Origin of the sequence: Achromobacter aegrifaciens (assembly GCF_902859735.1) — a bacterium.
GTDB classification, from domain to species: Bacteria; Pseudomonadota; Gammaproteobacteria; order Burkholderiales; family Burkholderiaceae_B; genus Achromobacter; species Achromobacter aegrifaciens.
In genome coordinates this window covers 114,221-137,065 of record NZ_CADIJY010000007.1, presented here as the reverse complement: position 1 = coordinate 137,065, position 22,845 = coordinate 114,221, and the positions used below count along the sequence as shown (strand labels likewise).

Genomic DNA, 22,845 nt, shown 5'->3' with positions numbered 1-22,845 from the left:
GGCGCATCGTGCCCGGGCTATTCATCGGCGCAAGCCGCTGTTCTGTGCGAGCAACAGCTACTACGGTTTGCGCTAATGAATTCGGCACAGCCATTTGATATGGCCCCCGCTCCTTTGGCGCGAGCCATTTCAAATGGCGCCGGTAGACGACCTGATCACAGGCCGCCGACCGCTTGTTCTACGTGTGTTCGATTGCCCCCACGCCGCGCCTTCGGCTTGCTGCCCCCCGAGGGGGCGCGTTTTGCCTTGGGGCGGCCCGGCGGCAAAACACCCTGACCAGGGAGAACATCATCAAGCCTGTCGCGAACGCAACGCTCCTTGCGTCTGGAGCGTGCCCGCGCCGGGCCTGATGACGTACTGCTTTTACTCCCAGCTCAGCGTGCCACCGGTTTGGTATTCGATCACGCGAGTTTCAAAAAAGTTGCGTTCCTTTTTAAGATCGATCATTTCCGCCATCCACGGGAAGGGATTTTCTTCCTGCGGGTACAGCGGTTCGATACCGATTTGCTGGCAACGACGGTTGGCGATGAAGCGCAGGTAGGATTTGAACATAGGTGCGTTCAAGCCCAACACGCCGCGCGGCATCGTGTCTTCGGCGTAAGCGTATTCGAGTTCGACCGCTTTGCGGAAGAGTTCTCGAATTTCTTCGCGGAATTCCGGCGTCCACAGATGCGGATTTTCCAGTTTGACGGTGTTGATCAGGTCGATGCCGAAATTGCAGTGCATGGATTCATCGCGCAGGATGTACATGTACTGCTCGGCGGCGCCGGTCATCTTGTTCTGGCGGCCCAGCGCCAGGATCTGCGTGAAGCCAACGTAGAAGAACAGGCCTTCCATCAGGCAAGCGAAGACGATCAGCGACTTCAGCAGCGTCTGGTCGGCTTCGGGGGTGCCCGTCTTGAAGTTGGGGTCCGCGATCGCGTCGATGAACGGGATCAGGAACTCGTCCTTGGCGCGGATGGACGGCACTTCGTTGTAAGCGTTGAAGATCTCCGCTTCGTCCAGGTCCAGGCTTTCGACGATGTATTGATAGGCGTGCGTGTGGATCGCTTCTTCAAACGCCTGGCGCAGCAGGAACTGGCGGCACTCGGGCGCCGTGATGTGGCGGTAGGTGCCCAGCACGATGTTGTTCGCGGCCAGCGAGTCGGCGGTGACGAAGAAACCCAGGTTGCGCTTGACGATGCGGCGCTCGTCCTCGGTGAGCCCGTTCGGGTTCTTCCAGAGGGCGATGTCGCGCGACATGTTGATCTCTTGCGGCATCCAGTGGTTGGCGCAAGTCGCCAGGTACTTCTCCCATGCCCACTTGTACTTGAAGGGCACGAGCTGATTGACGTCGGTCTGGCCGTTGATGATGCGCTTGTCGGCAACCTTCACGCGTTGCGAGGTGGCGGAGCCGCTGGCGGCCAGGCCAGCCGCGTGTTCAGGCGCGGCAGGCGTCGGCATGGCGGTGTCGCCGAAAACACCGGTCGCCGCCCGGACTGCGGGCGCAGCCTGCCCGCCCGCCGCGGGTGCGGGCGATTGTGCAGGTTGCGTGGCGATGGTGTCGTCTTCCCAATTAATCATGATTCATTCTCCGGAGGCGGTTATTGGCAGGCTTCGCACTCTTCGAAGCCGGGGTCGCCCGGCCGCATGGTGCAAACCGCCCCGAGAACTTCGGGTTCCGGCAAAACAGGTGCAGCAGCGACAGCAGGACCAGCGGACGGTGCGCCCGCCGAGACGGCGTTCAATTCGCCGCCGCGTCCCGTGGACTTCTCGGCGCTGGTGGCGCCAAGCGTACGCAGGTAGTAGGTCGTCTTCAGGCCGCGCTTCCAGGCCAGCTTGTAGGTGTCGTCCAGCTTCTTGCCCGACGCGCCCGACATGTAGATGTTCAGCGACTGTGCTTGATCGATCCACTTCTGGCGGCGCGACGCGCATTCAACCAGCCAGCTCGGTTCGACTTCGAACGCGGTGGCGTAGAGGTCGCGGAGTTCGGAAGGTACGCGATCGATGCGGGACAGGCTGCCGTCGAAGTACTTGAGGTCGGCGACCATGACTTCGTCCCAGAGACCGAGTTTCTTCAGGTCACGCACGAGGTAATCGTTAACGACCGTGAACTCGCCGGAGAGATTCGATTTGACGTACAAGTTCTGGAAAGTGGGTTCGATGCACGCAGATACACCAATGATATTGGAAATAGTCGCGGTTGGGGCGATTGCGATGCAATTGGAGTTGCGCATGCCATGTTGTTTGATGCGCGCGCGCAACGTATCCCAATCGAGCGTGCTCGACTCATCAACTTCAACGTGACCACCGCGTTCATCGCGCAGCATCTTCAACGTGTCTTGCGGCAAGATGCCGCGCGACCACAGCGAGCCTTCATACGATTGATAACGGCCGCGCTCTTCAGCGAGCAGGCTCGAGGCCCAGTACGCGTGATAGCACACGGCTTCCATCGAACGGTCGGCGAACTCGACGGCCGACTGCGATGCGTAAGGCACGCGCATCATCTGCAGGCAGTCCTGGAAGCCCATGATGCCCATGCCCACCGGACGATGGCGCGCGTTGGAATTGCGGGCCTTGTCGACGGCGTAGTAGTTGATGTCGATCACGTTGTCGAGCATGCGCATGGCGATGCTGACCGTGCGCTTGATCTTGTCGTGGTCGAGTTCGAAACCGCCGCCGGCAGCCGGCTTCATGTGCGCGACCAGGTTCACGGAACCCAGGTTGCACACCGCGATTTCGGATTCGTTGGTGTTCAGCGTGATCTCGGTGCACAGGTTCGAGCTGTGCACGACGCCGACGTGCTGCTGCGGCGAACGGATGTTGCAAGGATCCTTGAACGTGATCCAGGGGTGGCCGGTTTCGAACAGCATCGACAGCATCTTGCGCCACAGGTTCAGCGCCGGCATCTTCTTGAAGAGCTTGAGCTCGCCGCTGGCAACGCGCGCTTCGTAGCCCACGTAGGCTTCTTCAAAGGCGCGGCCGTACTTGTCGTGCAGGTCGGGGCAGTCGGACGGCGAGAACAGCGTCCACTCGCCGCCTTCCATGACGCGCTTCATGAACAGGTCGGGAATCCAGTTCGCCGTGTTCATGTCGTGCGTGCGGCGGCGCTCGTCGCCGGTGTTCTTGCGCAGTTCCAGGAATTCTTCGATGTCCAGGTGCCACGATTCCAGGTACGTGCAGACAGCGCCCTTGCGCTTGCCGCCCTGGTTGACCGCGACGGCGGTGTCGTTGACGACCTTCAGGAACGGCACGACGCCCTGGCTTTCGCCGTTGGTGCCCTTGATGTGGCTGCGCAGCGCGCGCACCGGGGTCCAGTCGTTGCCCAGGCCGCCGGCGTACTTGGCCAGCAGTGCGTTTTCCTTGATGGCGTCGTAGATGCCTTCCAGGTCGTCGGAGACGGTGGTCAGGTAGCACGACGACAGCTGCGAGTGCAGCGTGCCCGAGTTGAACAGCGTCGGCGTCGAGCTCATGAAGTCGAACGAGGACAGGATCTCGTAGAACTCGATGGCGCGGGCTTCGCGGTCGGTCTCGCGCAGCGCCAGACCCATGGCCACGCGCATGAAGAACACCTGCGGCAGTTCGATGCGCGTGCCGCGGATGTGCAGGAAGTAGCGGTCGTACAAGGTCTGCAGGCCGAGGTAGCCGAATTGCAGGTCGCGCTTGGCGTTCAGGGCGTGGCCCAGCTTGGTCAGGTCATAGCTGGCCAGATCGGGCGACAGCAGGCCGCCTTCGATGCCGCGGGCGATGAAGGTGGGGAAGTATTCGGCGTAGCGGGCGGCCATGCCGTCCTGCGAGACTTCTTCGCCCAGCACTTCCTTGCGGATCGTGTGCAGCAGCAGACGGGCGGTGACCTGGCTGTAGGCCGGGTCCTTTTCGACCAGCGCGCGCGCGGACAGGATGGCGGACTTGAACACTTCGTCGACGGGGATGCCGTCGTAGAGGTTCTTGACCGTTTCCTTCAGGATCGCTTCCGTGTCGATGAATTCGGCCAGGCCTTCGCCGGCGGCTTCGATGGTGGCGCGCAGCTCAGCCAGATCCAGCGGGCGGCGCACGCCGGCGTCGGTCACGTTCAACACGTGTTCCTGCGGGGCGGCGGCCTTTTCCTGGTTGTCGGCGGCGGCGGCAGCGGCGGCAGCGCGTTCCTGCGTGCGCTTTTCGCGGTATAGCACGTAGGCGCGGGCGACGTCGTGTTCGCCCGAGCGCATCAGGGCCAGTTCGACCTGGTCCTGGATGTCTTCAATATGGAAGGTGCCGCCGTTGGGGCGGTTGCGCACCAGCGCGTTGACGGCCTGGCCGGTCAGGTTCTCGACCAGCTCACGCACGCGCGCGGAGGCCGCGCCCTGGCCGCCGTTGACGGCCAGGAAGGCCTTGGTCATGGCGATGGCGATCTTGTTGGGTTCGAACCCGACCACCGAGCCATTGCGGCGAATGATGTTGTAGCTGGCCCATTGCCCGCCATTGGGGTCGGCAGGGGAATCGGTTTGGGAGGGCGGCACGGCCGAGGGCCGGGTCACAGAGGCGATCGTAGTCTGCATGGAAGCTCCTGTGCGAAAAGCGCGTAGATAGCGACATGACGGCGTCATGTCAGGTACAAAATCGGATCTTTTGAGGGGGTCGTAACGCTAGGACGGCTTAGTCCAAAAGGCGTGGCCGACGGGAATCAGCTCTTAAGCGACCACAACATATAGTGTAGCACCCCTCGTTGGACACTAATTCTAGTGATCGAGTACGACAGGGACAAGAAAAAAATAAGACGAAGTTCACAAAAGGTTGTTACCAAATGCACTAGGCGCGCCCAGCAAGGCGCGCCCAGGAAGGTGCCGCTCGGAGCGAATGTTTATGCGGTCTTCCGCAGGGGCATATCGCGCGGGGCAGGCGCCGTATAGGTTTGCATCAAGCGGCCCAACTCCGTCCGATACTTCTCGACGTTTGCAGCCTTCACGTGACCGAAGCCGCGGATGGTTTCTGCAAGGCCGGCGATTGTAGCCGCTTGAGCCAGCTTGTCGCGGGTCAACCCTGCGAGCAACTGGTCTATGGTCTGGCGGTACTCGCGCACCAGCGCCCGTTCCATCTTGCGTTCGGCGGTGTGGCCGAAGGGATCGAACCAGGTGCCGCGCAGGCCCTTCAGGCGCGTCAGCATTTTCAGCGCGGTCATGGTGCGCGGGCCCAGCGTCATCTTGCGCGGCACGCCGGTGCGCGGGTCCTTGCGGGCGAAGATGGGCGGGGCCATGTGAAAGCGCAGGCTGTAGTCGCCTTCGAACTGGCCCTGCAACTGCGCCTGGAAGGAGGCGCCCGTGTAGAGCCGCGCGACTTCGTACTCGTCCTTGTAGGCCATGAGCTTGAAGAGGCCGCGCGCGACAGCGAGCGCCAGGCGCGGCGTCTTGGCGTCGGGCGCCAATTCGCGTTCGCGCGCCGCGACGGCCTCGACCACGTCCTGGAACTGGCGGGCGTAGTCGGCGTTTTGATAGGCGGTCAGGTCTTCGATGCGGCGGGCGACGGCGCGTTCGAACGATTCGGGCACGTGCAGTTGCACGACCTGGGCGCGCGGGCGCAACGCGCCTTCCAGCGCGTCGGGCTGGTGCGCTGCCAGACGGCCGCTGTCGAAGGCAGCCCGGTTGGCGGCCACGGCCACGCCGTTGAGTTCGATGGCGCGGTTGATGGCGGCCTGCGACAGCGGCACGCCGCCGCGCTGCCAGGCATAGCCCAGCATGAACATATTGGACAGGATGCTGTCGCCGAACAGCGCCAGCGCGGCCTCGTGCGCGTCGATCGCGACGGTGTTGGATTCGCCCGCGGCGTGGCGGATCTTGGCCAGCAGCGCTTCGGGCCGCATGGCCGCGTCCGGGTTGCGGGTGAAGTCGGAGACCGGGGCCACGTAGCTGTTGACCGTGACCTGGGTGTGGCCGCGGCGCAGCGCGCCCAGCGAGTCCGGCGCCACGGATGCGACCGGGTCGCACAGGATCGCGGCGTCGGCCTGCTGCCAGTCCAGGCGTACCGGGCCGGCAGGCGCGCCGGCAGGCGCCAGGCGGATGTGGCTGACGACCGTGCCGCCTTTCTGCGCCAGGCCGGTCAGGTCCAGCACCGCGGCGGACAGGCCTTCCAGATGCGCCGCCATCGACACGATGGCGCCGATGGTGATGACGCCGGTGCCGCCCATGCCGGCGACCAGCAGGCGATAGGGATGGTCCAGCGCGGGCATGGCCGGCAGGGGCAATTGCGCGATCAATTTTTGCAGGCGTTCCTGGTCGGCCTTGGGCGCCGCGCTCTTCTTGGGCTTGCCGCCCATCACGGAGACGAAGCTGGGGCAGAAGCCTTCGGCGCAGGAATAGTCCTTGTTGCAGCTGGACTGGTCGATGGCGCGCTTGCGGCCATAGGGCGTTTCCAGCGGCACCACCGACAGGCAGTTCGATTGCACGCCGCAGTCGCCGCAGCCTTCGCAGACGGCGCTGTTGATCAGCATGCGGCGCGCCGGGTCGGGAAATTGGTTCTTCTTGCGGCGGCGGCGCTTTTCAGCGGCGCAGGTCTGGTCATGGATCAGCACGGTCACGCCGGGGATCTCGCGCAGCTCGCGCTGCAGCGCGTCCAGTTCGCGGCGGTGGTGCACCTTGATGCCGGCGCCCAGGTCCACGCCTTGGTACTTTTCGGGTTCGTCGGTGGTGACGACGATGCGGGCCACGTTCTCGCCGCGCAGTTGCTGGCAGATGCTGGGCACCGAGATCGGGCCGTCGATGGGTTGGCCGCCCGTCATGGCCGTGGCGTCGTTGAACAGGATCTTGTAGGTGATGTTGGCCTTGGCGGCCACGGCCTGGCGGATGGCGAGATAGCCGGAGTGGTAATAGGTGCCTTCTCCCATGTTCTGGAAGATGTGCGGCATCTTGGTGTAGCGCGACAGGCCGATCCAGTCCACGCCTTCGCCGCCCATCTGCGTCAGGCCGCCGGTGTCGCGGTCCATCCAGGCGGCCATGTAGTGGCAGCCCACGCCCGACAGCGCCTGGCTGCCTTCGGGCACCTTGGTCGAGGTGCTGTGCGGGCAGCCCGAACAGAAATAGGGGCGGCGGCGCATGCCGTCGGCATCGTTGGACAACGGCGCCTGGCACGCGAATGCGGACAGGTCCGCCGCCAGCGGCAGGCCGGCGGCGCGGCTGAGCCAGCTGGCCAGCGGCTGCGCCAGCAGGGAAGGGCGCAACTGGCCGGCCGAGGGCACCAGCGCTTCGCCGTCGAAGCCTTTCTTGCCGATGACGGTGGGGCGGTCCGGCAGGTTGAACAGCAGGTCCTTGATCTGGCTTTCGACCACGGCGCCCTTTTCCTCGATCACCAGGATGTGCGAGAGGCCGCGCGCGAATTCCAGCAGACGTTCGCTATCCAGCGGCCAGGTCAGGCCGGGCTTGTAGATGCGCACCGGCGCGTTGGCGGTGACGGTGTCCACGCCCAGGCGCGACAGCGCTTCCATGGTGTCCAGGTGCGCCTTGCCCACCGTGACGATGCCGACAGTGGCCTTGGGCGCCGGACAGGTCAGGCGATCGATGCTGTGGCGGCGCGCGAATGCGGCCACGGCCTTCATGCGCAGGTTCATGCGCGTTTCGATCGCCAGCGACAGGAAGTCGCGCGCGGAATATTCCAGCGATTCGGGCGGCATGTCCGGATCCGCCGGCATGTCGTAGCGCTGGGCAGGGGCGGGAACGAAGGAATGCCCGCATTCGATGGTTTCGGACACGGCCTTGAAGGCGACCCAGGTGCCCGAGTAGCGCGACAGGGCCCAGCCCCACAGCGCGAAGGTTTCGTATTCGTCGATGGAGGCGGGATGCACGATGGGCATCTGCCAGCCGATCAGCGAGGCCTCGCTGGAGTGCGGGATGGAGGACGAGACGGCGGTGTGGTCGTCGCCCACCACCACCAGCACGCCGCCGTTGCGCGATGCGCCCGCGGCGTTGCCATGATGCAGCGCGTCGCCGGCGCGATCCACGCCGGGGCCCTTGCCGTACCACATGGCATAGACGCCATCGACGTTGCGGTCGGCGCGCACGCCGGCCTGCTGGGTGCCCATGACCGCGGTGGCCGCCATGTCTTCGTTGATGGCGGGCAGGAAGGTGATCTGGTTGGCGTCCAGCGCCTTTTGCGCCTTCCACATGGCCATGTCCACGCCGCCCAGCGGCGAGCCGCGGTAGCCCGAGACGAAGCCGGCCGTGTTCAGGCCGCGTTCGCGGTCCATCCGGGCTTGGGTGAGCATGATGCGCACCAGCGCCTGGGTGCCGGTCATGAAGATGCGGCCGGAGCTGCGGGTGAGGTTGTCGGCGAGCTGGTACTCGAGGTCCAGCTGGGGTTCGGCGGCGGGGGTACCGTCCATGGTGAATACTCCTGGTTTCGGCACCATGATAGGTTCGCGAGCCATCAGGTTTATTGCGTTTTTGGATCGTGCTATCCCTATAATTCGCAATGAACGTTTCGTGTTCGATAAAAACCAGGAGACTAAGCGATGGACAAGACCGATATCGGCATCCTCAAGGCCTTGCAGGAGGACGGCCGGGCCTCGGCGCAGCAGCTTTCAGAGAAGGTGGGGCTGTCGGCCGCGCCGGTGTGGCGGCGGGTGAAGGCGATGGAGGCCAGCGGGGTGATCCAGGGCTATAGCGCCCAGGTGGACCGCAGCAAGGTGGGGCTGGGCTGCATGTTCGCGCAGATCAGCCTGGAACGGCACTCCGCCAATACGGTCGAAAACTTCGAGCGCTCGGTGCGCGACGCGCCCGAAATCCTGGAGTGCTACGCGGTGACGGGGGATTCGGACTTCCTGCTGAAGATCCTGGTCGAAAGCCCGGAGGCCTATGACCGTTTCCTGCACCGGTTCCTGTTCAACATGCCGGGCATACGGCAGACGCGCACCATCGTCGCGCTGCGCGAAATCAAGCACGAGCAGCGCCTGCCGCTGTAGATAAAACGGGCCCTCTATATATAGATATAGGGAGGGCCGCGAATTTATTGGGGTTGGATGCCCGAGATCCGGATCCATTCCTTCCAGCGCGCGGTGTCTTCCTTCACAAAGGCATCGAAGCGCGCCACGTCCATCGATTCCGGCGTCAGGCCCAGGGCGCGCAGCTTCTTCGCAGTCGCTTCGTCCTTCACCGCCGCCTGCATGTGGGCGTTCATCTTTTCCACGATGTCCTGCGGCGTGCCTGCCGGGGCCGACAGGCCGAGCCAGCCGGCAACGACGAAATCCGGATAGTAGGTGGCCATGGTCGGCACGCTGGGCCAGGCCGCATGCGGCTGGGCGCCGGTGACGGCGATGGGGATGAGCCCCTTGCCGTCGATCTGGCCCATCGCGGTCAGGTAGTCGACGAAGGCGAAGTTGATCTGCTTGCCGCGCAGGTCGGTGATGATCTGCGTGATGTTCTTGTAGGCCGCGCCGGTGATCTCGATGCCGGCGCGCTGCTTCAACAGTTCGGACGGCACTTGCGAGGACGAGCTGTAGTAGCCGAAGAAGACCTGTCCGGGATGCTGCTTGGCATAGGCGACCAGGTCGGGCACCGTGCGGTACGGGCTGTCGGGCGACACCACGCCGACCGTGCCGAAGGTGCCCAGCATGCCGACCTGGCGGAAGTCCTTCTGCGCGTCGTAGGGCAGACTCTTGTAGAGGAACTGGTTGGCCGAGTGGGTGGAGTTGGTGGACAGCAGGAAGGTGTAGCCGTCCGCCGCGGCGTTCTTTGCGGCGTTGGTGCCGACGATGCCGCCGGCGCCGGGACGGTCCTCGACCACCACGGTCTGGCCGGTCTTTTCGCCCAGGTATTGCGCCAGGGTGCGCGCGGTGAGGTCGGCCGCGCCGCCGGCGGCGGACGGCACGATGAGGGTCACGGGTTTCTCGGGCCAGCCGGCGGCGTGCGAGGCCGCGGCCAGCAGCAGGCTGGCGCCGATCAGGGCCGGACGGAGGGAACGGGGAATGGACATGCTTGTCTCCTGATGGCGCGATTGCGCGTCGTTGTCGTTGTTGTCGTTGGTATTGGGGGGGCGATCAACCGAATTGGCTGTGGTGCCAATCCAGGATGGCGGCGGCGCTGACTTGCCATTGGTCCGCGTACATCATGCAATGCGGTTGGCCGGCAAGCTCGGCGTGGGAAAAACCGAAGCGGCGCGCGATCGCCAGATCCTGGCCTGGCGGATGGCGGTCATGCGTGTCCAGGCCGGCTTCCAGGCACAGGCCGGGAGCGTGGATGGCGGCGGCGTCGACGGGCACGCGCAGCAGATAACGGTCGTTGAGCACTTCCGGACTTTCGGGGCACAGGCGCCGCGATACCGAGGCGACGTTGCGGTCTGGCGAGGTCGCCAGAAAGCGCGCGCGGATTTCGGCGTCGTTCGGCGCGCTGCGCGGCAGGCCTTCGGGGACAGGGGGCAGCGCTTGCGCGCCGGGCAGGTCGCCGGGCGGCGACGGCGCCAGCAGGACCACGCCCGCCACCGTCCGCTGGCTGGCGCCCAGCAGCGCGGGCAGCGCGCCCATGCTGTGGCCGATGACGACCGTGGGACGAGCCAGCGCGTCCAGCGCGCTGACGACATCCTGGCCCAGGTCGGCGATGCCAACCGACGCAAACGCCGCGTCCTGGGGCAGGGCGCCGTGGCCGCGCAGATCCAGCGCCGCGCAGGCGAGGCCGGCGCGGGCGAAGAAATCCAGATAGTGCGCATAGCACCAGGCGCCGTGGTAAGCGCCGGGCACGAACAGCAGGCCTGGCCTGTCGTCCCGAGGATCGGCGCCGACTATCAGGCGGCCCTGGCCGGCGGGATGCGCGGGCAATTGGTCGACGCGGTTGAAATCCAGCGGGTCGGCGCGGGTGGAAAGAGGCGGGAGCAGCGAGTCGGCATTCATGGTGCGGCCATCTTAGGTGCGGCCGAACTATCAGAAAACTTTATTTTTCATATGATTGGATAAGTTTCACTAATCGAGGCCAGCCATGCGCCCCTTGCCCGAGATTTCCATCACGCACTACCGCCACTTCCTGCTGGTGGCTGAGCTGCGCAGCTTCCGCGCGGCCGCGGCGCGGGCCTTCCGCTCACAGCCGGCGTTGTCGCTGTCCATCCGCGAGATGGAGCAGCGCCTGGGGCAGCCGCTGTTCGAGCCGGGCAACCGTGGCACGCTTACGCGATTCGGGCAGGATTGCCTGCCGCTGGCGCGTGAACTGGTGCAGCACCACGACCGCGTGGCGGGCGCGCTGTCGGGGCTGGCAAGCAACGAGGCCGGCACCTTGACCATGGCGTCCGTCGCCACCGTGGCCACGCACTGGTTGCCGGAACTGGTGGCGACGTACCGCGAACGCTATCCGGCGGTGGCGTTGCGCCTGTTCGACGACAACTCGGAAGGCGTGGAGCGCATGGTGCTGGCAGGGGAGGCGGAGCTGGGCGTGTGCAGTCCGGTGTCGCAGGACCGGCGACTGTCGTTCGAGCCTTTGCTGCGTGACGCCTTCGGCCTGGTCTGCCATCGCGGCCATCCGCTGGCCAGGCGCAAATCGGTGACCTGGCGCGAGATCGAGGACCTGCCTCTGGTCGGCACCATCGCCCATCGCCAGCTTGCCGGCTATCCGCAGGCGGCCTTCATGCTGGACCGGCAGGTCTTCGTGTCCAACATGATGTCGCTTCTGGCCATGCTGGAACGCGGCGTCGGCGTCACGGTGCTGGCGCGGCTGGGCGTGCCGCCGGACTCGCGCGGACTGGCCTTCGTGCCGCTATCCGCCCCGCGCATCGAGCGTGAACTGGGCATCACCCGGCTGGCCGGCCGCAGCCTGTCTCCGGCTGCCGCGCGCATGGAGGAAATGCTGCGCGCGAAGGCCGCGAAACGCGGCCGCACTGTCGCTTGAAACCAACGCATTTTTGCGATTTGCGGCCATAAAACAGGCCAATTCCGGGGCCTACTGTTGCGCAATTGCACTGGTCGCGGATCGCCGTTGATTCTTCGCAAACGGCTCTTTAGAGTGCGTGATGTTTGCTGCGCGAGGGACGCGCCGGGGTGCTCGGTGCGGCGCGTCGACAGACGTGTTGAGGAAGTCATGAGCAGTGTGTATTTGCGTACGGCGGGCGTCGCCTGCGCCGTTCTGATCCTGGCCGGCTGCGCCGCCAGAAAGCCCGCCACCATCACCGAGGCCCAGCCCGCGGAACCGCCCAAGCCGGTGGCCTGCGTGCCCGCCAAGGCCGGCGATCCCATGATAGGCACCTGGCTGTCGAACAGCCGCCCGCGCGATGTCAGCGGCGATCTGCAATCGCTGATCGTGCTGTCCGCCGATGGCACCATGGCCTATGAATCCCTGCTGAAGATCGGCCGCAAGACGCGTCCCGCGTTGCGCGAGACCGGCTGCTGGAGCGTGGCGGACGGCATCTACACGATGCAGACCACCAAGTCCGCTGGCGAACTGGTGGACGCCAACGATCCGATCTACCTGAACCGCTACCGCGTCGAAAAGGTCGAGAAGACCCGCCTGACGATGCGCGAGCTGAAAAACGGCGGCCAGGTCATGACCGCGCGCCGCATGCCCACGGGCTACCGCCTGCCTTATTGAGCGTTGCGCGGGACGGACATTCCGCCCCGCGGCAAAGCCAAGATGGCCGGGCTGCGGTAAGGTGCGGTCTTCACCCATCGCCCGCAGCCGGTCATCCATGCCTGCCTTGTCCTCCGAAGCGCGCGCCATCGCGCTGCTTGCCCTGGCCGCTTTCGTCAGCGCCAGCGCCTTCCGCATTTGTGATCCCATGTTGCCGCAGCTGGCGGCGGAATTCGGCACCACTACAGGCCAGGCCGCGCGCGCCGTGACCGCGTTCGCCGTGGCCTACGGCGTGTTGCAGATGTTCTTCGGGCCCCTGGGCGACCGCTACGGCAAGTACCGCGTCGTCAGCATCGCGACCTTTGCCTGCGCGCTGGGCAGCGCCGGCGCCGTGGTTGCCGGGTCGCTGGACGTGCTGGTGTTCTGCCGCGTCCTCTCCGGCGCCGCGGGGGCGGGCATCGTGCCGTTGTCGATGGCCTGGATCGGCGACAACGTGCCCTACGAACGCCGCCAGGCCACCCTGGCGCGTTTCCTGACCGGCACCATCCTCGGCATGTCGGCCGGCCAACTGGCTGGCGGCCTGTTTGCCGACACCGTGGGCTGGCGCTGGGCGTTCGCCGCGCTGGTCTGCGGCTATCTGATAGTGGGCGTGCTGCTGTTGCTGGAAGTGCGGCGCCAGCAGGTCTCGGGCCTGGGCCAGGTGGATCCCGGCGCGGTGCGCCAGGGCTTCGTGGCGCAGGCGCGGCTGGTGTTGAGTACGCCCTGGGCGCGCATCGTGCTGGCGACGGTATTCGTCGAAGGCCTGCTGGTGTTCGGCGCCCTGGCCTTTGCGCCTTCCTACCTGCATGAACGCTTCGGTATCTCTCTGACCGCCGCGGGCGCGCTGGTGGCCGTGTATGCCGTGGGCGGCTTGCTTTATACGGTGGTGGCGGGCCGCATCCTGAAACGCCTGGGCGAACGCGGGCTGGCGATCGCCGGCGGACTGGTGCTGGGCGTGGCGTTCCTGTCGTATTTGCTAGGTCCGGTTTGGATGTGGAGCTTGCTGGCCAGCGTGCTGGCGGGTTTCGGCTACTACCTGCTGCATGCCACGTTGCAGACGAATGCGACGCAGATGGTGCCGTCGGCGCGCGGCACGGCCGTCGCGTGGTTCGCGTCCTGCCTGTTCATGGGCCAGGCGGCGGGCGTGGCCTTGGCGGGCGCGGTGGTCGATGAGATCGGGCCTGCCGCGTTGTTTGGCGGCTCGGCGGCGCTGTTGCCCTTGCTGGGCGCGTTCTTCGCGCGCGCATTGAAGGCGCGCGCGGCCATCCAGCAAGCCTGAAGGAACGGCTGAAACACCGCGGGCCTTGCTCATTCCAGGATGAGCAAGGCCCGCGGTGTTTTTGGGACAGGCGCTTAGATCGCAGCCAGGCGCTTGAGCACCGTCTGCTTGCCCAGCAGGGCCAGCACGGCGTCCACGGCCGGGGTCTGGGTCTGGCCGGTGACGGCGACGCGCAGGGGAATGGCCAGTTGCGGCATCTTCATGCCGCGATCGGCCAGCACGGCCTTGATCAGGGCGGACAGGGCTTCGCGGGTCCAGTCCGCGTCCTGGGCGCGCTGGGCGAAGTCGGCCAGCGCTTCGCGCGCGGGGGCGGTCAGGTGTTGCTCGGCCAGCTCGGCGGGCGCGCCCTTGAACTCGGCGCAGAACAGCATGGCGCCGTCGGCCAGTTGCTCCAGCGTTTCAGCGCGGTCCTTCAAGAGGCCCATGACGCCCGGCAGGTCGATCTTTTCCGGATGGCCGCCGCGGTTCGCCACGCGCGGCGCCACGCGCTCGGCCAGTTCGGCGTTGTCCATCTGCTTGATGTAGTGGGCGTTGACCCAGTTCAGCTTCTTCGGATCCCACTGCGAGGCCGACTTGGACAGGTGCTTGGTGTCGAACCACGACACCAGCTGGTCGCGCGAGAAGAGTTCGTCGTCGCCGTGGCTCCAGCCCAGGCGCGCCAGGTAGTTGACCATGGCTTCCGGCAGATAGCCTTCGTTGTCGTACTCCATGACGTTGACGGCGCCGTGGCGCTTGGACAGCTTTTCGCCGTCCGGACCCAGGATCATGGGCACGTGGCCGTATTCGGGCAGCGTGGCACCCAGCGCGCGCAGGATGTTGATCTGGCGCGGGGTGTTATTGACGTGGTCGTCGCCGCGCAGCACGTGGGTGATGCCCATGTCCCAGTCGTCGACCACGACGCAGAAGTTGTAGGTGGGCGTGCCGTCCGGGCGCGCGATGATCAGGTCGTCGAGTTCGGTGTTGTCGAAGCTGATCGTGCCCTTGACCATGTCGTTCCAGGAGGTCGCGCCTTCCTGCGGGTTCTTGAAGCGCACCACGGGCTTGCGGCCTTCCGGGATGGCCGGCAGGGTCTTGCCGGGTTCGGGACGCCAGGTGCCGTCGTAGCGCGGCTTGTCGCCGCGGGCGCGGGCGGCTTCGCGCATGGCTTCCACTTCCTCGGGCGAGCTGTAGCAGTGGTATGCGGTGCCGGCGGCCAGCATCTGCGCGACCACCTCGCGGTAGCGGTCCATGCGCTGCATCTGGTAGAAGGGGCCTTCATCGGGCTGCATGCCCAGCCAGTCCATGCTGTCCAGGATGGCCTGCACCGCTTCCGGCGTGGAGCGTTCGACGTCCGTGTCTTCGATGCGCAGCACGAAGGTGCCTTGGTGGTGGCGCGCGAAGGCCCAGGAGAACAGCGCCGTGCGGGCGCCGCCCAGATGCAGGAAACCCGTGGGCGAGGGCGCGAAACGGGTACGAATGGGGGTAGAGGCGTTGGAAGTCATAGGTGGCAATGATAGCGGCTGCGGCGCCACAAATCGGCGTCAGGCTGGGCCCATGTCAAACGTAGGGCGGGGTTGTCTTGTTACGATGAGGGGTATTTTAGATTAGGGCCTGCTAACACCATGTTGCGACATGCTCTCGCTCCGATGTTCGAGCCCGCCTCGCTGGTGATCGTCGCCGACCGGCCGCTGCCGGCGGCGGCCTCGTTGCCGCCCGCGCTCAAGGGCAAGACCACAGTGGTGGCTTGCGAAGTCGGCGCCGCGCCGGACCTGCCGGACACGTTGCAGGGCCTGGCTCAGGGCGAACGGCCTGATCTGGCCCTGGTTTGCGTTTCTCCCGCCGTCCTGCCGGAAACGCTGCGCAGGCTGTCGCCGCTGGCGCCGCGCTCGGTGATCCTGTTGCCGCATGAACTGCCCGACCCGTATCCGCGCGGCACGCTGGCGCTGTGCCGCGCCTGGGCCGAGGAAAACCGCTGCGAATTGCTGGGTCCGCGCTCTTTCGGCGCCCAGCGGCCGCACGCCGGCCTGAACCTGAGCCAGCACCCGGTGCTGGCGCGCGCCGGCCGCGTGGCGCTGTTGGCGCAGTCGCGCTCCATCATGGCCGCGGTCATGGACTGGGCCGAAGATGTGCACATCGGCTTTTCCACCGCCGTGTCGCTGGGCGACGAGGCGGTGGTGGGCCTGTCCAAGGTGCTGGACTACCTGGCCAGCGATCCGCGCACGGACAGCATCGTGCTCTATCTGGAAGACGTGGGCCCTGCCCGCGAATTCATGAGCACCTTGCGCGCCGCGGCTTCGATCAAGCCCGTGATCGTGCTGAAGGCTGGCCGCGCGGACACCGACAGCGCCGATGCCATCTTCGACGCCGCGCTGCGCCGCGCGGGCGCGGTGCGGGTACGCTATTTCGTGCAGCTGTTCTCGGCCGTCAAGGTGCTGGGCTACACGCGCCGTCCCAAGGGCCGGCGCGTGGCGCTGATCTCCAACGGCAGCGGGCCGCCCCAGCTGGCCATGGACCTGATCGGCCCCGACGCCGCCGTGCTGCGCGCCGAACTCGCGCCCGCGACCCAGCGGACGCTGGCGGCCATGCTGGAGCCGGACGCGGCCACCGCCAATCCCGTCATCACCTTCACGCCGCTGACGCCCGAACGCATCCGCGCCATGCTGGACGCGGTGCTCGACGATGCCGGCGTGGACGGCGTGCTGGTGCTGCTGGCACCCGACGCGCTGGCCGACATGCCGGCGGTGGCGCGCGAGCTGGCGCAGATCGCACCCAAGGCGAAAAAGCCGGTCGTCACCTGTTTCATGGGCGATGCCGGCATGCGGCCGCTGCGGCGCATGCTTGACGACGCGGGCACCTCGGCTTTCCGCACGCCGGAATCGGCCGCCGATGCCTTCGGCGTGCTGGCGACGCATCACTACAACCAGCAACTGCTGTTGCAGACACAGCCGCCGGAGCCGGCCAGCCATGTGCCGGACCTGGGCGCCGCGCGCGAGATCCTGGCGCGCGTGCGCGCCGAATGCCGGCGCGAACTGAATACCTCTGAAATCCGCAGCTTGCTGGCCCTGTTCTACGTGCCGCTGCGCGACACGCCGATGGACGTGGCGGCGGCCGAGCCGGAGTCCCGCCCGATGGCGATCCGGGTGCGGCGCGACCCGCAGTTCGGCCCCGTCATCCGCTTCGGCGCGGGCGGCCCGGACGCGGTGCTGTCTCAATCCGACCGCGGCGTCGACCTGCCGCCGCTCAACGGCTTCCTGGCCCGCCAGCTGATCGAACGCAGCCGCTTGTGGCGCCGGGTGCTGGCGCCGCGCATCGGCCACATGGCCGCCGAGGCGCTGCAACAGGCGGTGGTGCTGGTGTCCGAACTGGTGTCGGAATTGCCGGATATCGAATCCCTGGACATCGATCCGCTATACGCCGGCGAAACCCATCTGCGCGCCGGCGGGCTGCGCATGACGCTGACCGAGAAGCCCGGTTGCGCAACGCCGCAGACCGCGGGTTACCCGCATATGGCGATCCACCCGTATCCGGCCCGGCTGGTCCAGGTGCGCCGCTTCGCCGACGGCATCCCCTGGGTGCTGCGTCCCATCCGTCCCGAGGACGGCGAGCCGCTGCAGGAATTCATCCGCGGCCTGTCGGAGCGTTCGCGCTACATGCGCTTCGTGTCCATGATGCGCGAGCTGACCCCGCGCATGGTGTCGCGCTACACGCAGGTGGACTACCACCGCGAGCTGGCGCTCGTGGCCGCCACGCAGGTGCCCAACCCGGCCAACCGCGGGCATCCGCGCGAGGTCCTCGTGGGCTTCGCGCACTACCTGCGCAATCCTGACGGCAGGGGGGCGGAGTACGCGCTGGTGATCGGCGACGACTGGCAACGCCGCGGTCTGGGCCGCCAGCTGATGTCGGCGCTGATCGACGCGGCGCGCGAACAGGGGCTGGAATACATCGACGGCCTGGTGTTGTCGACCAACCGGCCCATGTTGTCGCTGATGACCAGCCTGGGCTTCACCAACGACGCGGATCCGGAAGACCCGACGATGCGCCGGGTCTGGTTGAACCTGTCCTGATCCCAGGCCCGTTCAGGCGGTCTTTCTGGCCGCCTGGGCGGGCTTGAGCCGCGCGATCGATTCGTCCACCGACAGCACGTCGCCGAAGAACAGCATCCAGCCGTGCAGCGCATGCTCGTGCTCGGCGGGCGTGACGGCGGCCAGCGCGTCGTCCACCATGATGGTGCGGAAGTCCCGCATCATCGCGTCGCGGGCGGTGGATTCGCAGCACACGTTGGTGACCGTGCCAGCGATCAGCAGCGTGTCCACGCCGCGCCCGCGCAACAGCGGCTCCAGTTCGGAAGAGCCCGGCGCCATCGCGCTGTAGAAGCGCTTGGTCACGCGCAGGTCGGCGTCGTGCGCATGCAGGTCCTGATGCAAGGCATATCCGGGAGCATCGCGGCGCAGTGTTTCCAGGCGCCTGGCGCTGCGCTCCGGCGTCAACATCACGCCGTGATGGTGCGACCAGAACGAGTCGGCGCTGTCAGAAGCGGTCTGCACCCACACGATGGTGCCGCCGGCGGCGCGCACCGCGTCGCACAGGCGGTTGATGGGGGCGATGATCTCGCGCGCCGGCGCGCATTCGCCCTGATAGCCGGGCAGCGTGAAGTACTGCTGCATGTCCACCACCACCACCGCGAGGCGCGCGGCGGGCAGTTCGTCATAGGGATGCAGGCGGCCCTGGCGGGCGATCACGCGGTCCTGCACCCATTGCGGGAATTCCATGGCGGCTCCTTATCCGTAGCGCCGCGCGATGGCGGCTTCGATGCGGTAGACGATCAGGTACATCACGCTGGAGATCACGGCCAGGATGGCGATGGCGGTCATGACGATGTTCAGCTTGAACACCTGGCTGCCGTTCATGATGAGAAAGCCCAGGCCGGAATCCGCCGACTGGAACTCGCCCACGATCACCCCAACCAGCGCCAGGCCGATGTTCATCTTCACCGCCGCGATCAACGTGGGCACGCTGCCCGGCAGCACCACCTTGGTCAGTACCTGCCAGCGGCTGGCGCCGAAGGTGTGGGCCAGCTTCACCTTGTTCAGGTCGATGCCGCGAAAGCCCGCATACACCACCATGATGGTCACGAACACCGCGATCGCCACGGCCATGCCGTATACCGCGTAGTCCGACCCCAGCCACAGGTAGAAGATCGGCACGAAGGCGATCTTGGGCATGGCATTGGCCACCACCAGGAAGGGGTCCAGCACCTTGTACAGGAAGTCCGACCACCACAGCGCCGCCGCCACCACGATGCCGATCGCCATGCTCAGGCCGAAGCCCACCAGCGTGGCGCTCAGCGTGGTCATGATGTGCTTGCCCAGGTTGCCGTTGTTCCAGAGTTCGATGAACGTCGGCCACAGCGCGCTGGGGTAGCTGGTCAGGAGCGGGTTGAGAATGTGCATGCGCGGCAGGATTTCCCAGGCGCACAGGAACACGGCCAAGAGCAGCGCCTGCGCGACGCGGATATGCCGGCGGCGGGCGCGGTCGCGCCGGAGGTAGTTCAGGTACTTCTCGCTGGGCGCGCGCACGGCGCGCAGCGGAACGGTGTTGGCGACGGGCGCGTTCATGGGTCAACCCTCCACGTGGACATCGAGCTCGTCCCACAGCTGTTTGAAGTAGGTATTGAATTCCGGCCGCGAGCGCGCCTGGAATGGCGTCGGCCGCGCCTGGCCGTCGCCGTAATGGATGCGGTACTGGCTCTTCAGGCGGCCGGGACGGCGCGACAGCACGATCACACGGTCGGTCATGGCGATGGCTTCGCCGATGTCGTGGGTGACCAGCACCACGGTCTTGCCTTCGCGCCTCAGGATGTCCACCACTTCGTCGGAGATTGCCAGCCGGGTCTGCGAATCCAGCGCCGAGAAAGGCTCGTCCAGCAGGATCACGTCCGGCTCGGTGACCAGGGTGCGGGCCAGCGCGGCGCGCTGCCGCATGCCGCCCGACAATTGGCGCGGCGTGTGCGACAGGAACGCGCCCAGTCCGCATTTCTCCAGCAGATGCACGGCGCGCGCCTCGCTGCGCGCATCGCGCCGGCCCTGGATCTCCGCGCCCAGCATGACGTTGTCCAGGATGGTGCGCCACTCGAACAGGTAGTCCTGCTGCAGCATGTAGCCGATGCGCGGATTGGGCTTGGTCACGGCCTGGCCGTCTATCATCACGGCGCCCGAGGTCGGCGGAATCAGGCCGGCGATCAGCGACAGCAGGGTGCTCTTGCCGCAGCCGCTTTGCCCGATCAGGCTGACGAATTCGCCCGCCGCCAGCGTGAACGACACATTCGACAGCGCCTCCGTCTCGCCTTCCTGGGTGAAATAGGAAAGACAGACCTCGCGCAGTTCGATCTTCGCCGTGGCGGTGTCCGGCTTCAGGTTGTGGATAACGGCGCCCATCATTGGGCCTTCTTCGCGAAGTCGGTCACCACCACATCCTCGTACTTCACGCGGGCGTTGTCCTTCATGACCGCGCTGGCGATCAGCATGTCCTGCAACTGGTTCATGGCTTCGGCCGTCACCAGCGGCGTGGTCTTCCATATCTGGTACTTCTTGTAGCGCTCGATGGCCTCGGTCACCGCGGCCTGGTCCATGCCGGGGAAGTAAGTCATGATCTGCGGCGTCAGCGTGGCCGCGGGCGTGTCCTTCACGTATTTTTCGGCGCGCGCCACCACGTCGGTCCAGGCCTGGATGACCTTGGGGTTGTCGCGGATGTACTTGTCGGTGGCGGTGAAAACGGTGTAGTCCACCTGGCCGACTTCGTGGCCCACCGAGGCGACGATGTAGCCCTTGCCGTTGCGCACCAGTTCGCCGGCCTCGGGTTCAAGAAAGATGCCGTATTCGCCCTGGCCGGCCATCCAGGCGCCCGCGCGCGCGGGAATGCCGATATTGTTCAGCAGCTTCACGTCCTTTTGCGGATCCACGCCATGCTTGCGCAGCGCCGTTTCCAGGAACACGATGGGATTGGAGCCGGGGCGAAAGCCGATCACTTCCTTGCCCTTGAGCATGGACCAGTCGAACTTCTCTACCGGCTTGCGTGCCAAGAGGAAGAAGCCGTCGGTGGCGGTCAGCCCGGCGAAGATCTTGGGCTTGACCGGGGATTCGCTGTTGTGGACGTAGATGGACGCTTCGGGCCCGATCAGCACGATGTCGGCGCTGCCGGACAGCAGGGCGGTCATGCCCTTGTCGGTGCCTTGCGAGGTCTTCATGGATACGTCCAGGCCGGCGTCCTTGAAGTAGCCCTGCGACAGGGCCACGTACTTGGGCACGTAAAGAATGGACCGCACCACTTCTTCGTAGCGGACCTTCACGGGGGGATTGAGGGCTTCGGCCTGGACGGCCAGGGGGGCGAACAGCGCGAGCAGCGCCGCAACCGCCAGACGGGGCGATGGCAAGGATTTCACGGGACTTTCTCCTGCGTCTTGAATGCCACGCCGAAACCCGGCGCGACACGGCCAATGGGATGGATCGACAACAACAACAGGGAAGCCCGAACTGCTTGCTCGGGCCGGTAAGGCTTGGATCGAATACTATATTCAATACAAATAGGCGACAAGCTTTTTGCAGTTGGCGTTTTTCTCTATGGACGCAAGAAAGCCAGCCTATGAAAATTCCAGGCTGGGATACCACTTGGTATACAAAATGAAATCGCAGGCCGCCAGGGCCTGCAAGTGGGCGGGCAGGGGCGCCGGGCGCCTATCTGCCGCGATCAGGGCCGCCGGGCGCGGCCCTGCATGGTCCTCAGACCAGGACTTGATTCAGGAACTTGGAGATATCCGCCACTTCCTCGGCGCAGACCGAGTGCGGCATGGGGTAGGTGTGCCATTGCACGTCGTAACCCAGGCGCTGCAGTTCGGCCAGCGAGGCCTGGGCGCGCGGCAGCGACACCACCGGGTCGTACTGGCCGTGGGCCAGGAAGATGGGCGTGTCGTGATTGGCGCTGTGGCGTTCGGCCTCGGCCGTGTCCAGCAGCGGCAGATAGCCCGACAGGCCCATCATGCCCGCCAGCTTTTCCGGCAGGCGGATGCCGGTGTGCAGGGTCATGGCGCAGCCCTGCGAAAAGCCCGCCAGCACGATCTTCGAGGTCGGGATGCCGCGCGCGTTTTCGCGCGCGATCAGCTTGTGGATCGCAGCCTCGGAGGCGCGGATGCCGCTGGCGTCCTCGACGCGCACCAGGTCCATGACCAGGATGTCGTACCAGGAGCGCATCGCCATGCCGTTATTGATCGTCACGCGTTGCACCGGCGCGTTGGGGAATACGAAGCGCACCGACGCGCCGGCCGGCAGGTCCAGCTCCGGCACGATGGGCGCGAAGTCGTTGCCGTCGGCGCCCAGGCCGTGCAGCCAGATCACGGCGTGCGTGGGATTGGGGGCGGTTTCGATCTCGATGCAATCGAGCAGGTCGGTCGGAGCGTTCATGGACGGCGGACGGTGAAAATCAGAGGGTAAGGGTCTTCAGGGCCTGGAACAGCGCGCGGTAGTGCTTCTTCTGCGGCTCCTGGCCTTGCAGCAGGGCGGCGTTGGCCAGCTTTTCCTTGCGGGCGGCGCGGATCAGCGCGCGCAGCTGTTGCACGTCGGCCTGCGGATTGTTATTGAGCAGCCGGGTCAGGGCCTCGTCGTCGTCCAGCAGGCGGTCGCGCAAGGTCTCCAGCCGGTGCATGGCGGCGGTTTCCTCGCGCGAGCCGTTTTCCCAGACGTCGAGCTGGGCGCGGATCTCGTCGGCGGGCGCGTCGCGCATCAGCTTGCCCACGAAGTGAACCTGGCGCCGCTTGCCCTCGCGCCCGGTGGTGCGCTGCGCGGTGCGGATCGCTTCATAGAGGCGCTCCGCCAGTGGCAATTGCTTGAGGCGTTCGGGGGACAGTTCGATCAGCTGCTTGCCCAGGTCCAGCAAGGCGTGCATTTCGCGCTTGACCTGCGACTTGCTGGGACGGTCGTAGCCGTTCTCGTCGTAACCGTCGTCGACGGATTCTTCTTCAATATGGGAATTCATGGAAAACTGCGCAATGACAGACTTGGCTATGATAACCGT

Annotated in this window: 17 protein-coding genes; 5 read left to right on the top strand and 12 right to left on the bottom strand. The window is 66.0% G+C overall.

Annotation, left to right across the window (positions count from 1 at the left end):
• Positions 1 to 363: 363 nt before the first annotated feature.
• From HV766_RS20570 to HV766_RS20560, 3 genes are all read right to left on the bottom strand, one after another.
• Positions 364 to 1,563 (bottom strand): ribonucleotide-diphosphate reductase subunit beta, encoded by a 1,200-nt coding sequence (locus tag HV766_RS20570; protein ID WP_054458346.1) that lies wholly within the window; start codon positions 1,561 to 1,563, stop codon positions 364 to 366.
• Positions 1,564 to 1,583: 20 nt separating this feature from the next.
• Positions 1,584 to 4,517 carry a ribonucleoside-diphosphate reductase subunit alpha gene (locus tag HV766_RS20565; protein WP_054458348.1) on the bottom strand — a complete coding sequence of 978 codons (2,934 nt, stop codon included), beginning with the start codon at positions 4,515 to 4,517 and terminating at the stop codon, positions 1,584 to 1,586.
• A 302-nt stretch (positions 4,518 to 4,819) separates the two neighbouring features.
• Positions 4,820 to 8,326 (bottom strand): indolepyruvate ferredoxin oxidoreductase family protein, encoded by a 3,507-nt coding sequence (locus tag HV766_RS20560; RefSeq protein ID WP_119450712.1) that lies wholly within the window; start codon positions 8,324 to 8,326, stop codon positions 4,820 to 4,822.
• Between the two features lie 129 nt (positions 8,327 to 8,455).
• On the opposite strand from HV766_RS20560, the gene HV766_RS20555 reads away from it, so the two are divergent.
• Complete coding sequence (locus HV766_RS20555; RefSeq protein WP_008159001.1) at positions 8,456 to 8,905, top strand: Lrp/AsnC family transcriptional regulator; 450 nt, start codon at positions 8,456 to 8,458, stop codon at positions 8,903 to 8,905.
• A 44-nt stretch (positions 8,906 to 8,949) separates the two neighbouring features.
• Here HV766_RS20555 and HV766_RS20550 read toward each other — a convergent pair whose 3' ends face one another.
• A complete protein-coding gene (locus HV766_RS20550; RefSeq protein WP_175181755.1) occupies positions 8,950 to 9,915 on the bottom strand; it encodes a Bug family tripartite tricarboxylate transporter substrate binding protein in 966 nt (321 codons plus the stop codon).
• Between the two features lie 64 nt (positions 9,916 to 9,979).
• Complete coding sequence (locus HV766_RS20545) at positions 9,980 to 10,825, bottom strand: alpha/beta hydrolase (RefSeq protein ID WP_175181754.1); 846 nt, start codon at positions 10,823 to 10,825, stop codon at positions 9,980 to 9,982.
• An 85-nt stretch (positions 10,826 to 10,910) separates the two neighbouring features.
• On the opposite strand from HV766_RS20545, the gene HV766_RS20540 reads away from it, so the two are divergent.
• The 3 genes from HV766_RS20540 (at position 10,911) to HV766_RS20530 (ending at position 13,803) form a co-directional block, all read left to right on the top strand.
• On the top strand, positions 10,911 to 11,810 hold the full coding sequence (locus HV766_RS20540) for a LysR family transcriptional regulator (RefSeq protein WP_054458353.1): 900 nt from the start codon (positions 10,911 to 10,913) through the stop codon (positions 11,808 to 11,810).
• A gap of 189 nt (positions 11,811 to 11,999) precedes the next feature.
• Positions 12,000 to 12,506, top strand: coding sequence for a hypothetical protein (locus HV766_RS20535; protein ID WP_054458355.1), 507 nt, complete (start codon positions 12,000 to 12,002; stop codon positions 12,504 to 12,506).
• A gap of 97 nt (positions 12,507 to 12,603) precedes the next feature.
• A complete protein-coding gene (locus HV766_RS20530; protein ID WP_054458357.1) occupies positions 12,604 to 13,803 on the top strand; it encodes an MFS transporter in 1,200 nt (399 codons plus the stop codon).
• 74 nt (positions 13,804 to 13,877) lie between these two features.
• Here HV766_RS20530 and gltX read toward each other — a convergent pair whose 3' ends face one another.
• A complete protein-coding gene (gene gltX / locus HV766_RS20525; protein ID WP_054458359.1) occupies positions 13,878 to 15,284 on the bottom strand; it encodes a glutamate--tRNA ligase in 1,407 nt (468 codons plus the stop codon).
• Between the two features lie 120 nt (positions 15,285 to 15,404).
• Between gltX and HV766_RS20520 the strand changes: the two genes are divergently transcribed.
• The gene (locus tag HV766_RS20520) at positions 15,405 to 17,846 is read left to right on the top strand and encodes a bifunctional acetate--CoA ligase family protein/GNAT family N-acetyltransferase (RefSeq protein WP_175181753.1); all 2,442 of its coding nucleotides are present in this window, start codon (positions 15,405 to 15,407) and stop codon (positions 17,844 to 17,846) included.
• Between the two features lie 12 nt (positions 17,847 to 17,858).
• Here HV766_RS20520 and HV766_RS20515 read toward each other — a convergent pair whose 3' ends face one another.
• From HV766_RS20515 to yjgA, 6 genes are all read right to left on the bottom strand, one after another.
• Complete coding sequence (locus tag HV766_RS20515; RefSeq protein ID WP_175181752.1) at positions 17,859 to 18,551, bottom strand: cysteine hydrolase family protein; 693 nt, start codon at positions 18,549 to 18,551, stop codon at positions 17,859 to 17,861.
• Positions 18,552 to 18,560: 9 nt separating this feature from the next.
• Positions 18,561 to 19,397 (bottom strand): ABC transporter permease, encoded by an 837-nt coding sequence (locus tag HV766_RS20510; RefSeq protein ID WP_054458365.1) that lies wholly within the window; start codon positions 19,395 to 19,397, stop codon positions 18,561 to 18,563.
• Between the two features lie 3 nt (positions 19,398 to 19,400).
• Positions 19,401 to 20,216 carry an ABC transporter ATP-binding protein gene (locus tag HV766_RS20505; protein WP_042797538.1) on the bottom strand — a complete coding sequence of 272 codons (816 nt, stop codon included), beginning with the start codon at positions 20,214 to 20,216 and terminating at the stop codon, positions 19,401 to 19,403.
• Positions 20,216 to 21,220 (bottom strand): ABC transporter substrate-binding protein, encoded by a 1,005-nt coding sequence (locus HV766_RS20500; protein WP_166738364.1) that lies wholly within the window; start codon positions 21,218 to 21,220, stop codon positions 20,216 to 20,218. The genes HV766_RS20505 and HV766_RS20500 overlap by 1 nt, the downstream gene beginning before the upstream one ends.
• A 337-nt stretch (positions 21,221 to 21,557) precedes the next feature.
• Positions 21,558 to 22,235 carry an alpha/beta hydrolase gene (locus tag HV766_RS20495; protein ID WP_054458369.1) on the bottom strand — a complete coding sequence of 226 codons (678 nt, stop codon included), beginning with the start codon at positions 22,233 to 22,235 and terminating at the stop codon, positions 21,558 to 21,560.
• A 19-nt stretch (positions 22,236 to 22,254) separates the two neighbouring features.
• Complete coding sequence (gene yjgA / locus HV766_RS20490; RefSeq protein ID WP_054458370.1) at positions 22,255 to 22,806, bottom strand: ribosome biogenesis factor YjgA; 552 nt, start codon at positions 22,804 to 22,806, stop codon at positions 22,255 to 22,257.
• Positions 22,807 to 22,845 lie beyond the last annotated feature (39 nt).

Coding starts and splice junctions, on each gene's coding strand:
- HV766_RS20570 (WP_054458346.1), bottom strand. CDS start 1,563: ATGATTAATTGGGAAGACGACACCATCGCCACGCAACCTGCACAATCG.
- HV766_RS20565 (WP_054458348.1), bottom strand. CDS start 4,517: ATGCAGACTACGATCGCCTCTGTGACCCGGCCCTCGGCCGTGCCGCCC.
- HV766_RS20560 (WP_119450712.1), bottom strand. CDS start 8,326: ATGGACGGTACCCCCGCCGCCGAACCCCAGCTGGACCTCGAGTACCAG.
- HV766_RS20555 (WP_008159001.1), top strand. CDS start 8,456: ATGGACAAGACCGATATCGGCATCCTCAAGGCCTTGCAGGAGGACGGC.
- HV766_RS20550 (WP_175181755.1), bottom strand. CDS start 9,915: ATGTCCATTCCCCGTTCCCTCCGTCCGGCCCTGATCGGCGCCAGCCTG.
- HV766_RS20545 (WP_175181754.1), bottom strand. CDS start 10,825: ATGAATGCCGACTCGCTGCTCCCGCCTCTTTCCACCCGCGCCGACCCG.
- HV766_RS20540 (WP_054458353.1), top strand. CDS start 10,911: ATGCGCCCCTTGCCCGAGATTTCCATCACGCACTACCGCCACTTCCTG.
- HV766_RS20535 (WP_054458355.1), top strand. CDS start 12,000: ATGAGCAGTGTGTATTTGCGTACGGCGGGCGTCGCCTGCGCCGTTCTG.
- HV766_RS20530 (WP_054458357.1), top strand. CDS start 12,604: ATGCCTGCCTTGTCCTCCGAAGCGCGCGCCATCGCGCTGCTTGCCCTG.
- gltX (WP_054458359.1), bottom strand. CDS start 15,284: ATGACTTCCAACGCCTCTACCCCCATTCGTACCCGTTTCGCGCCCTCG.
- HV766_RS20520 (WP_175181753.1), top strand. CDS start 15,405: ATGTTGCGACATGCTCTCGCTCCGATGTTCGAGCCCGCCTCGCTGGTG.
- HV766_RS20515 (WP_175181752.1), bottom strand. CDS start 18,551: ATGGAATTCCCGCAATGGGTGCAGGACCGCGTGATCGCCCGCCAGGGC.
- HV766_RS20510 (WP_054458365.1), bottom strand. CDS start 19,397: ATGAACGCGCCCGTCGCCAACACCGTTCCGCTGCGCGCCGTGCGCGCG.
- HV766_RS20505 (WP_042797538.1), bottom strand. CDS start 20,216: ATGGGCGCCGTTATCCACAACCTGAAGCCGGACACCGCCACGGCGAAG.
- HV766_RS20495 (WP_054458369.1), bottom strand. CDS start 22,235: ATGAACGCTCCGACCGACCTGCTCGATTGCATCGAGATCGAAACCGCC.
- yjgA (WP_054458370.1), bottom strand. CDS start 22,806: ATGAATTCCCATATTGAAGAAGAATCCGTCGACGACGGTTACGACGAG.